This window comes from uncultured Thermosynechococcus sp. (genome assembly GCF_938074695.1).
GTDB lineage: Bacteria > Cyanobacteriota > Cyanobacteriia > Thermosynechococcales > Thermosynechococcaceae > Thermosynechococcus.
Map to the genome: position 1 here is coordinate 1 of NZ_CALJEM010000001.1, position 11,090 is coordinate 11,090.

Below are 11,090 nucleotides of genomic sequence, written 5' to 3' on the forward strand. Positions count from 1 at the left end.
TGACCTACTCGCGGATGCGCCACCATGTGCTACAAGCGGTGAAAACCCTTGAAAAAGAGGGCTACGACCCAGAAGTGATTGACCTGATTTCCCTGAAGCCCTTGGACTTTGAAACCATTGGTGCCTCGATTCGTAAAACCCATCGCGTTGTGATTGTAGAAGAGTGCATGAAGACGGGGGGGATTGGCGCTGAACTCTCAGCCTCAATTATGGAGCGCTACTTTGACGAGTTAGATGCGCCGGTTATTCGCCTGTCCTCCCAAGATGTGCCCACCCCCTACAACGGCACCCTGGAGAATTTGACAATTGTGCAACCGCCCCAAATTGTAGCGGCAGTGCAGAAGCTGGTGCAGGGGCAGATTTGACCATGGGGAAATATCGCGGCTGGCTCATTGTCATTTTGGTATTGCTGATGGCCGCCACATGGGTCATTTTGCGCACACCGGCTCGGCTGGGCTTAGATTTGCGGGGGGGTGCCCAACTGACGTTACAGGTGCAAGCCACAGACAAGGTGCCACAAATTACGCCCCAAGTCCTCGCAGCGGTTCAAGGGGTGGTGCAGCGGCGAATTGATGGCCTTGGCGTTGCCGAAGCAGTGGTACAAACCGCAGGGGAGGATAAACTCTTGGTGCAATTGCCGGGGGTAACGGATCCTCAGCAGGCGGAGCGGATTCTTAAAGGGACGGCACAACTACTCTTTGCTGCTCAAAAACCGGGCACAGAGGCTCAACTGCAAATTGAGCGGCAACTTCAGTCGCAGTTGCTCCTAGAACAAGCCCAGCTGTTGGCAGAGCAAGCCAAGAATGCCGACAATCCTGAGGCCTTGAAGGAGATTGAGGCAAAGCTAGCCAAAAACCGCGAATCCCTTGAAAAAAGCCAGCAGGCGATCGCCAGCCTATTTGAACCCTCGGATTTAACAGGCGCCATGCTGCGGGAAGCCTTTGCCAGCCCCATCGCCCCCGGTTCCCCCAACTGGAGTGTGATTGTCCGCTTTGATAGCCAAGGAGCAGAACTCTTTGCCCAGCTTACAAAGGAAATTGCTGGCACAGGGCGCAGCTTGGGAATTTTTCTGGACAATCGCCTGATTAGTGCGCCCACGGTTTCTGTGGAATATGCCCAAACGGGCATTGTTGGGGGAAGTGCAGAAATTTCCGGGGGTTTTAATGCCCAAAGCGCCAATGACTTGGCCATTCAGTTGCAGGGGGGAGCGCTACCTGTGCCCCTAGAGGTGGTGGAAAACCGCACGGTGGGCGCTTCCTTGGGTCAAGACAGCATTCGCGATAGCCTCTATGCCGGTTTGGCGGGCTTGGGGTTGGTGCTGATCTTTATGGTGGCCTATTACCGCCTGCCGGGCCTGATTGCCGATATTGCCCTCATTCTCTACGCCATTTTTACCTACGCCGCATTTTTGCTGTTTGGGGTAACGCTGACATTGCCGGGGATTGCGGGTTTTATCCTCAGTATCGGTATGGCGGTGGATGCCAATGTGCTCATCTTTGAGCGTACCCGTGAGGAATTACGGGCGGGGAAAACCCTCTACCGTGCCGTTGAATCGGGGTTTGATCGCGCCTTTGCCAGTATTCTGGATAGCAATGTCACCACCCTAATTGCCTGTGCTGCCCTCTTTGCTTTAGGAACAGGGTTTGTGCGGGGCTTTGCCGTGACCCTTGCCATTGGGATTGGCATTAGTATGTTTACGGCTCTCACCTGTAGTCGCACGTTTCTGTTTTACGCCATCAGCATTCCCAGTCTGCGCAAGCCCAATTGGTTCTGTCCAAAACTGGAGAGTGTCCGATGAGCTTTAGTGTCAATCGCCGGCGATCGCTCTGGTGGGGGGTATCCCTAGCGGTAATTCTCAGCGGCCTCGCCGCCATGGCTTTCTCTTGGGCATCCCTAGGGAGTCCCCTGCGCTTGGGTTTGGATTTTATTGGCGGCACGCGCTTGCAATTGGAACTGGCCTGTAGCGCGACGGGAACTTGCTCCCAGCCCATTGATATTGATGCGGTGCGCCAGATCCTCAATGAACAGGGATTGGGCAACAGCAGCCTGCAGGTGGTTGATCAGTACGGGCTGAGCATTCGTACAACGCCCCTCAACGTGGATCGGCGCACCCGCCTCACGGATGCCCTCACCCAAAGAATTGGTAATTTTGACCCCCAGAAAACGCAGATTGAAACCGTTGGCCCTACCCTTGGCGAAGAAATCCTGCGATCTGGATTGCTGGCACTACTGGTGTCGTTTGTTGGCATTACGGTCTATCTCACGCTGCGCTTTCAGTTTGACTATGCCTGTTTTGCCCTGGTTGCCCTTGTCCACGATGTGCTGGTAACCACGGGGGTCTTTGCCATTTTGGGACTGGTGGCCGGGGTGGAAATTGACAGTCTCTTTATTGTGGCGCTGCTGACGATCATTGGCTTTTCGGTGAACGACACGGTGGTTATCTACGATCGCGTGCGGGAAACCCTGAAGCTCAACCCTGACCTTGACATTAAAGAAGTGGTGGATCAGGCGGTTGTCCAAACCCTAGGTCGCTCGATTAACACCACCCTAACGACGCTCCTGCCTTTGATGACTATCTTTATCTTTGGCGGTGACACGCTGCGCTACTTTGCCCTTGCCCTGATCATTGGTTTCACGACGGGCGCCTATTCCAGTATTTTTATTGCCAGTACGCTCCTTGCCTGGTGGCGCGATCGCCAACCTCCCCGTCCTGCGGCGAATACACTGGAGACAACGCCTACCCCCTAACCGGTTGTGCTCATTCCCCTCACCCAAGAAAAAGTCCGTCAATTGGTGCCGCTGGTGGCCACGGGTTCCCAGTATCGCTATGTCTGGGGTAAACTGCAGGACTTTCTGCGACGCTTGACCTTCTCCGTTGTCGGCGTAGCCTTAGTGGCCTTTGGTTTGAATTTTTTAGGGGATAGCACTCAACTGGTGTTGGGGCTGATTGCCGGTCTCTATTGGCTGTGGGCACCGGCAGTACTGGCCACCTTTCGCAATCGTCGCCATCGGCGGTTTCCCTATGGGGGTTTTTGGCGCGGGCGCGTTTTGGAGGTCTATGTTACGGAAGAGTTAGTGGGCAAAGAGGAGACCGTTAACGACAAGGGGGAACTGGTGATTATTGAGAACCGCGAACGCTGTCTGAATTTAGAGATCGGTGATAAAACGGGCTTTGAAACAAGAGTTCGTGCCAAGTTGCTGCGTCAACACCGAGGCATTCGCCCAGGGGATGTAGCGGAAATGCTGGTTCTCTCCCGTCGCCCCGATTTGGCAGAGATTGGGCTGATTTCTGAAGTCTTCCTGCCCCGCCATCGCCTCTGGGTGGGCACCTACCCCATCTTGCAGCGGGATGTTTTTGAGGATCTCTCGGAGAGGCTGCGGCGCAAAGCCCGTCCTCAAGCTCCTCGGCGATCGCCCCGCCCACGCGGTTCCCGCCTGTGATACCTTAGAGGAGAGAAATAAAAGTTAACAATTTTAGATCTTCCCTTGACTGCTCTTACTTTCTCCTCTGTTTTCCCTTTACTGCGCTTTGGCACACGGCTAGGTTGGTTGCTCTTTGGCTTTGCTGCCTTTTTGGTGTCCATTCCTGTTTTTATTGAGGCGCCTTTGGTGCGAACCCTGCCCTGGCTGAGTTTGGCCCTGACGCCACTCCTGCTGGGTCTGAGTTTCTCTCTGCAATGTCAACCTCGCTACCGCTATTGGGGGGAGATGCTCTATGGCTTTAGCTGGTGCTGGGGGGCAGGTTCCCTCTACTGGGGGTGGTTGCGCTGGGAACCCCTGTGGCACTTGCCCATTGAGGCGCTCCCCATGCCGCTCATGCTCTGGCACCTCCGGCAGCGGCAGCAACTGGTGGGGGTGTTCTTTTTTGGAGGCTCTTTTTTGGGTACAGCGATCACCGATGCTTATTTTTACCTGATTGATGTGATTCCCCATTGGCGAGCGATCATGTATCTTGAGGGGGATGTTATTTCTGTTCAGGAGATGCTGGCGCAGGCGATCGCCCAAGCCCAGACGTTCAGTGGCCAAGTGTGGGGAGTTCTTTTGAGTTTAAGTTTGCTTCTCATTGGTTTGCTGCCCCTCTTTGAATCCCGGATTCGTCGTGGCCACCCCTCCGTCTTGCCTGTGTGGGGATTTATGGGTGCTGTCTTGAGCACACTCGTTGTGGATGGTCTTTTTGGCCTTACCGTTGGCTTGGTATCTGTAAGTTAAAAGGGTGACTCTCTCTTAGCGCAAGTGACTAAAATCAGCACAGAGGGATTCAACGGCAGTCATGGGGGTTTTTTCTCACCTTTGCTTCATAGGTTCGGCTCTTCTCTTTTGCCTTGAGGGCTATTATCGGCTGAAGCTAAAGGGCATGAAGGTGGCCAGCCCTAGCTCCATTGGCGAGTTACAGCAATGCCAGCGGCAGGTGGCACAGGAAATAGGCAGCGGCAGTTGGCGCGAGTACGTGCAGGTGTTTGGTCAAGTGACCACTTCTCAGCCGCTGCTCTCAGAGGTGAAGCGGATTCCCTGCGTCTATTACAAAACCATCATCAGCCGCGAGGATAAAAAAGAGGGGAGCGATCGCCGCAATCGTCGAGAACGCCACTCGGAAATCATTGGCCGCCATGAGCAGTCCACCCTCTTCTTTCTGCAAGATCAGCAAGGGCAGATTGAGGTGAACCCCCTCGGTGCTGAGATTGAGGCAGTGCAGGTCCTAGACGAGCTGCGGCCAGCGGATAAACCCCATTCTTTTTCCCTCTCGCTGGGGTTTTTGTCCTTGAACTGGCGCTTTGGCAATCCGCCAACCCTCGGCTATCGCTACCAGGAGTGGGTGTTGCCTTTGGGACAGCCTGTCTCAGTAGTGGGCATGGCCTCAGATCAAGGGGGGGTTCTCCGCCTGCAAAAGCCGCAAAGCAGGGGACAGAAATTCATCATTTCCCTGAGTTTTGAAGATCAGCTTATCCGGGAGTACAAACAGCAAAGACGGAAAATAACCTATGCTTCCCTGAGTGCTGCCCTCTGTGGTGTCTGTGGCCTAGTCTTGAGCTTGTTTTAGTCAGGTTCTTACTGCGGGTTTTTAGGGTGTACCCAGATGATCCGCCGCTGATTGGCGGCAATTAAATTGGCCTCCTCCTGGGCAATGCGCTGCCGTGCTTGGGGCTGGCGATCGCGCTCCTGTTTCAGTTGCAATTCTTTGACCCGTGCCTCCAGTTGCCCTACTTCTGCTTCGAGGGCATGGAGTTTTTGCAGTTGACTGCGCTGATAGGGCACGAGCTTAGCGATCGCCCCAAGGGCAAAAGCGAGTAGCACTAGGTTCACTGTAATTTTAGCACCGGCTTCCCAGGCGATCGCGGGAATTCTTCGAGGAGAGTGAATCATGACTCAACCGTGAACGGCGATTTGTTTATCAATCAGTATAAAAAGAAAGAAGCAGCTCCCCTGCCTCAGCAACCACATTGGGAACCGCCTCAAGGTTAGTGTGGAAAAATAAAGTAATGCAGCCGGTGGTCAGCAACTGTGACGACTACTTGTACAACTCAGTGGAGAGACGAAATGCCAGCACCGCAGGCAGCAGAGCAATCACAAGAGCAACGTAAACTTGGGTATCGGTCAGTGCCATGAACAACTCCTTTGGGGAATAACAGTCGCGATCAAGCGCTGTATTTATTACTCCATAGGCGCTTCCCTTTGGCAACGCTTGCTCATAGTTTTTAACATTTCCCCTCTAGGTCTGTGGGGTAACCCTAGGACGCCGCTGGGGCAGCCGCCGCAGAATCGCCAGCATTGGAAGTCCTGTGCCCACAAGTGTTAGCAAACTCAGCCCCACCAAGAGAACATAGAAGGGACGCCCCACCTCCCCCCAATAGGTGCCCTGATGTAGGCTCAGGAAAATTGCCGCCTGTTCTTTGGAGAGGCCAAACCAGTTGCGCCCAAGGCGATAGGCCATTCCCGTCGTGGCGCTCACCAGCAGGGGCAAGGCTGCAATGGCCGCCAAAAGATGATGCAGCCACCGTGCAGACCACTGGGCAGGGAGCGATCGCCCCCACAGGAGACCCAAACCCGTGGCAATGATTCCCAGCAAGCCCAAACCAAGGATCAACACATACAGCGGTACCCCCCATTCCCCCAGATAGCGGCCTTCATGCAGCGTCATCATTGCCCGCCCAAAGTCCTTGGAGAGTCCAAACCAACTGCGCCCCAGACGATGGGCGATTCCCGTGGTGGCAGAGATCAATAGGGGCAGGGCAAAGAGCAGAACCAAGAGTTGATGCCCCTGACTGCTTATTTTGGTAAGGCGCTGTTTGAGAGTACTCATGGCTACACCTTTACAGGCAAAGGAATCCACAGTGTAAAAGCAGTACCGCGATCGCCTGTGTAGGGACTGGTAACCTGCAAGCTCAGACCATAGGGGCGGAGCAAATCCTGAGCGATCGCCAACCCCAAACCACTGCCCTCAATTTCGCTGTCCGCTTGAATCCCGCGATAGCCGCGTTCAAAGAGCCGCGACTGTGCCTCTGCGGGAATCCCACAGCCCGTATCCCAAACCGTTAATTCTAAGACAACCGGCGTGAGGGTCAAACGCAAACCAATCGTGCCCCCCTTGGGGGTGTACTTAAAAGCATTGTCCAGTAAGTTGCCCACCACCTCCTGCAGCACCCGTTCCTCTAGCCAGATGGGCGGGAGTTGGGGCGGCATTTCCACAATAAAGGTTTTGCCCTCCATTTCCGCACGGGCTTGGGCGGCGGTGATCAGGGGAGAGAGGGTTTCCGACAGATCTAGAGGTTTACCGGCAAGGGGCAGGGGTTGACTGCCCCTCAAGGCAGGAGTCTTGTTGCGCTGTTGGCGATAGTCCTCCAACAGTGCCATGAGCCGCTCTGTTTCCTTGGCAATCCCTTCGGCGAGGGGGCGCCCCTGGTGATCGGGTTCCAACCGTTTGAGCAGCAGCTTGACAAACGTACGAATGGCGGCCACGGGATTGCGCAGTTGATGGAGTAAATCCTCAAAGCGTTGCTGCTGATCCAGCGGGTTGGCGGGAGAGTGGCTGAGCCATTGTTGCCGTTGATCTAGGACGCAGGCGATCGCTAGCGTTTGAGCCACTTGTTGCAGTTGTGCCTGCTCTGCGGCCAACCAAGGCCGCTGCTGCCGCTGCGCCACGAGCACTCCCAAGACCCAATTCTGGTACATCAGGGGCAGAATCAGTTGATTCGTCAATGACGACACCACCTGTTGAGGGCGATACGTCAAAGGGATCTCTGGCTCTGACGTGGGCAGTGGTAGGGTTGGTGGAATCGGTAGGCTCAGGGGGGCTGCCGCTTCTGGATAGACGGCCACAGGGAACCATGAAGGGGAATCATTGAGAGTTTCACTGAGATAGACCGCCAGTGAAGAGGCCCCCAAGCTGTTGACAATCAACTCCAACTGGGTGCGACAGAGGGCAGCAAACTCTTCGCTGGCCGGCCAAAGCATCTAGGCAGTAACCTCAGAGTGACTCGACGATTGCGGGAGCAAGGCTTGGAAATCAACATTCCCCCTTGTATATTCTTCCAGCAATTGCTTTTCCAGGGGAAGGAGATTGGGGTCGGGGTCAGCCTCCTGTTCCCGCAGGGTTTCTTCAATGAGTTCCATTTGCTCCTCGGCTTCCGCAAGGGCAGTGAGGAGTTCCTCATTGACGGGCGCACTACCGTTTTGATTCACAAGCAATTGGTAGCGATCGCGCAAGTCATTGAGTTCCCGCTGCAGCGCCTCTTTTTCAGCCCTGAGCTGCTCTGTCATTTGTTTGTAATATTTGAACGCCATCAGAAAAGGGACGAGCTTTTCCCGAAGCGTCATGTGGTCAATATCGAGTTTGGTATAGCGTTCTGCCAGTTGGCTATAGGCTTGGCACAGACGAAGGTAACGTTGGCTGAGGTTATCCATAGGTTATCTAAAGAAATGGCCGGTTGATGCGCTACCCCCTATCATAAACGGGCAGCCCATCGGTCACCATTGTGACGGGTTCACAAATCAAAACAGTGTAAACTAAGCTACAAAAATTTTAATTGAGTTGTGATCTGCGACTCACCAGTGCCAGTGCCCAGATGGCCATGGGGCGCAGGTACATACACGCACGGAAAGTGCCATTGGCCGTGATCGCCTCTGGGGTACGAAATTGCAGGCCATTCTCGTAGATTTGACGTACCACCACCTCGGCTAAGCGCCATGCTTCTTGGATCATGCCCCGTTGCCACAAAAAGGCAGCTAAGCCAAAGTTAATCCCGATCCAGACTTCGAGGGGATGGGTAGCGTGGGGGTTTTCGGGTTGACCGTTGGGTAATAGACCATTGGCGGCGCCAAATTGGCCGTTGTGAAATCCAAGAAAGCAAGTGTTATAGATTTTGCGCAGGGCGCGATCGCAACAGTCCGAGGGCACAATATCCTCTAAGCCCAGCAGTTGGGCATAGAACTGGCCACAGAGCTGGTCGGCCATGACGACCTCTGAACCGCTCTCACTGTCAAGACGATAGTACTCCCCGTTCCAAAGGAGCCGATGGTAACGGGGGCGGGCGTGGCTCAGCCACTGGCGGTAGGTCTCCACCTGCGGTTCTTGGAGAATGGTGCCGAGGGCGATCGCTGCCTCTAGGGCTGCCAACCACAAGCCGCCACAGTAGGCACTGACTCCTTGGAGTTTCCAGTCATCGTAGGTTTGATCTGGGGCGCCGCCATTTTCCGGCAGACCATCGCCATCGCGGTCAAATTGTTTCAAGTAGTTCAAAGCCGCTACCACCGCCGGCCAGCACTCGCGGGCAAAGTCGAGATCCGTTCCCCCTGTAAACAGAAAGTCCCGATAGACCAACAGGACAAAGTCCGAGGCCAAGTCTTTCCAGAGATTGCAGTCTTGGTAGGCCGTGTAGTTAGTCTGCTCCCAGGGGTGCTCATTGGGGGCACCGAGATCGTGGGGCACCGCATTGGCGAGTTTGCGGGGCGCTTTGTAGGCAGTTTTGGGATCACCGCGGTAGAAGTAGCCAATGATTCGCAGGGTTGCATCTGCGGTTGGAATTGCCCGCGCAAAGGCACGCATTACGGACTTTTCCAGTTCTGGCCACAATTGCAGCAGGGCGAAGGAGCCATAGAGGCGCACATCGAGACTTTCATACCAACGGTAGTCAAGGCATTCGAGAACCGCAAACTGCCCCACGGGGTCGCGATCGCTGGCGGCACTCCAGAGGCTACCGCCACTGCTGAGAACGTATAGCTCATTACAGAGAGCCATCTTGAACCAGTCAGGCCATGCGGGATGTTTGAGGATAGGTTCCTGCCAAGCACGAATCTGCTCTTGCCAACTGGCATAGGCAGCAAGGCCTCTGGCAGCTAGGGTGACGGCATTGGTTCCTTGGCGATCGCAAAAATCCGTGTAGCGACGATAATAGATTACCCCCTGGCCAAACTCAGTGACAGGAAAGTCCCACGCCAAGACTACGGGAATTTGCTTTGTGTCTCCCGCTGCCAAGGAAAAGCGCAGGGCAAAGGCGGCGGCCACCTGTTCTGCCGCTGCCGCTGGGGTTGGATCATTGACAATGGGGAGGGAGCCATCCACAGCAAAGGATTGCCACAGTTCTGCGCCATCCCCCTCTGGCTGCCAGCGACTATGGCCGAAAAACTCCCCCAAGCCTGTGGGAATCAGGGCTGCCCATTCGCCATCCCCCTCTTGGGGTGGGTTTGGGTGGGGGCGGCGCCGCAATCGCCAACCTTGATAGGACGCCGTTTGAACCAGTTCATTAAAATTCCCATCACTTTGACCCCAGCGGGGCGTGTAGGTGTAGATGGGGCTGCCATCCTCGCGAATTTCAATGGCTGAAGAGGGGGTGGTATTGCAAAACCAGCCGACCGTGTTTTGCCATGAGAACATCAAGCTCAGGGTGAGGGGCTGATCCGTGGGATTGGTAAACGTCCACAGAAACACCGCTACGGGATAACTGGTTTCTTGGTAGTTGTGGGGCAAAATCGGCGAAAACTGTTCGCAGGTGATCTGGGCGCTAAAGACCCCCTCATAGACAAACCAACTGCGGGGATAGCGGGCGGCGTAAAGACCTTTGCCCGCAGGATACCATTTCCAACTGCTGAGGCGGCCATCGTTGGGGGGAGTCCCTAGGGCGTAGGCCTGTGTCTGTTCTCCCTGCTCAAAGAGGCTGAATTGACAAGCGGGTAGGGTGCCAAAGAGATGCTCTCCCCCATCGAGGTGCCAGAGGTTAAAGTCGCCGCCAGAGGAACGGCCAATACAGCCCGCGCCAAAGCCGCCAAGAGGCATCCCATGCCAAGGGCCATCGTCTAAATTGCTGGTGTAGCGAACGCGATAAGGATTCTGCCAGCCTTGGGCGATCGCCCGTGTCCAAGCACAATTGGCAAATTCAATCACACTACTTTCTACTGTCTGAAGACGCGCCTGATCCAGAATACCGCTTCAGCGCTGTGCCATGACTTGGCACTTGGCACAGAGGCCAAAAAACTCAAGGGTGTGGTAGAAAATCTCAAAGTGATGGGACTGTTGTAGCTCCGTTTCTAGATGCTGCACTGGACAATGATCAATTTTTACCGATATGCCACACTGCAAACAGGTGAGATAGTGCTGATCCTGCTGCACCAAGCTATAGACCAGTTCCCCGCTGGGTAAGGGGCGTGCTTGCACTTTACCATTGATGCGCAGATACTCTAGGGTGCGATAAACCGTTGCAAGACCTAGGGGCGTTTGCCGTTGCCGCAGTTCTAAAAAAAGTTCCTGCGCCGAGAGCGAGCGGCCACTGGCTCTAAGGGCATCGAGAACAATAACCTGACTACGGGTGCGTCGCCGTGGCATATCAATAGAGCAACATTACCTTAGATTTTACCCCTCCCCTTGGGGCCGCAATGAAGTAACAGATGAGAACTCGCGGCCAATCCGTTAGATTAGCCAGCCCCGACCCCGATGGCCTTGACCTGGTGCGCGGCAAGCCCCGCCGTACCGCTGCGCGGGCGCAAGCTAATAGGCCGGGGCGGATGTCAAATGGCGATTAAGATCAATCAGGTCTCACGTTGCTTGAAAGTCTGGGCTTGCGATCGCCCCCAAAACATGAGCGATTAAATAGAGGGAGCCA

General features: G+C 55.0%; 13 protein-coding genes. 6 read left to right on the forward strand and 7 right to left on the reverse strand.

Translation table 11 applies throughout. The features are described from left to right. The 6 genes from Q0683_RS00005 to Q0683_RS00030 form a co-directional block, all read left to right on the forward strand. On the forward strand, window positions 1-365 hold a 365-nt coding region (locus tag Q0683_RS00005), incomplete at its 5' end, for a transketolase C-terminal domain-containing protein (RefSeq protein WP_298612589.1). Between the two features lie 2 nt (window positions 366-367). After that, on the forward strand, window positions 368-1,798 hold the full coding sequence (gene secD, locus Q0683_RS00010) for a protein translocase subunit SecD (RefSeq protein ID WP_298612586.1): 1,431 nt from the start codon (window positions 368-370) through the stop codon (window positions 1,796-1,798). Continuing rightward, a complete protein-coding gene (gene secF / locus Q0683_RS00015; protein ID WP_298612583.1) occupies window positions 1,795-2,748 on the forward strand; it encodes a protein translocase subunit SecF in 954 nt (317 codons plus the stop codon). Before secD ends, secF begins: the two co-directional genes overlap by 4 nt. Window positions 2,749-2,754: 6 nt before the next feature. Next, on the forward strand, window positions 2,755-3,441 hold the full coding sequence (locus Q0683_RS00020) for a phosphate ABC transporter permease (RefSeq protein ID WP_298612580.1): 687 nt from the start codon (window positions 2,755-2,757) through the stop codon (window positions 3,439-3,441). A gap of 45 nt (window positions 3,442-3,486) precedes the next feature. Then, window positions 3,487-4,209 (forward strand): DUF3120 domain-containing protein, encoded by a 723-nt coding sequence (locus Q0683_RS00025; protein ID WP_298612577.1) that lies wholly within the window; start codon window positions 3,487-3,489, stop codon window positions 4,207-4,209. Window positions 4,210-4,270: 61 nt separating this feature from the next. Continuing rightward, window positions 4,271-5,038 carry an E3 ubiquitin ligase family protein gene (locus tag Q0683_RS00030; RefSeq protein ID WP_298975550.1) on the forward strand — a complete coding sequence of 256 codons (768 nt, stop codon included), beginning with the start codon at window positions 4,271-4,273 and terminating at the stop codon, window positions 5,036-5,038. 8 nt (window positions 5,039-5,046) lie between these two features. Here the strand turns inward: Q0683_RS00030 and Q0683_RS00035 are convergent, their stop codons facing one another. The 7 genes from Q0683_RS00035 to Q0683_RS00065 form a co-directional block, all read right to left on the reverse strand. Continuing rightward, on the reverse strand, window positions 5,047-5,361 hold the full coding sequence (locus Q0683_RS00035; RefSeq protein ID WP_298612571.1) for a hypothetical protein: 315 nt from the start codon (window positions 5,359-5,361) through the stop codon (window positions 5,047-5,049). A 145-nt stretch (window positions 5,362-5,506) separates the two neighbouring features. Next, on the reverse strand, window positions 5,507-5,602 hold the full coding sequence (psaM, locus tag Q0683_RS00040; RefSeq protein WP_011056052.1) for a photosystem I reaction center subunit XII: 96 nt from the start codon (window positions 5,600-5,602) through the stop codon (window positions 5,507-5,509). A gap of 105 nt (window positions 5,603-5,707) precedes the next feature. Then, complete coding sequence (locus tag Q0683_RS00045) at window positions 5,708-6,298, reverse strand: PepSY domain-containing protein (protein ID WP_298975554.1); 591 nt, start codon at window positions 6,296-6,298, stop codon at window positions 5,708-5,710. A gap of 2 nt (window positions 6,299-6,300) precedes the next feature. Next, complete coding sequence (locus Q0683_RS00050) at window positions 6,301-7,449, reverse strand: HAMP domain-containing sensor histidine kinase (RefSeq protein ID WP_298612560.1); 1,149 nt, start codon at window positions 7,447-7,449, stop codon at window positions 6,301-6,303. Then, window positions 7,450-7,899: a hypothetical protein gene (locus Q0683_RS00055; RefSeq protein WP_298612558.1), complete on the reverse strand. Its 450-nt coding sequence runs from the start codon at window positions 7,897-7,899 to the stop codon at window positions 7,450-7,452. Between the two features lie 118 nt (window positions 7,900-8,017). Next, the gene (locus Q0683_RS00060; RefSeq protein ID WP_298617824.1) at window positions 8,018-10,375 is read right to left on the reverse strand and encodes a GH116 family glycosyl hydrolase; all 2,358 of its coding nucleotides are present in this window, start codon (window positions 10,373-10,375) and stop codon (window positions 8,018-8,020) included. A gap of 45 nt (window positions 10,376-10,420) precedes the next feature. Beyond that, window positions 10,421-10,813, reverse strand: a complete 393-nt coding sequence (locus Q0683_RS00065) for a Fur family transcriptional regulator (protein ID WP_298612552.1) — start codon at window positions 10,811-10,813, stop codon at window positions 10,421-10,423. Between the last annotated feature and the right edge of the window lie 277 nt (window positions 10,814-11,090).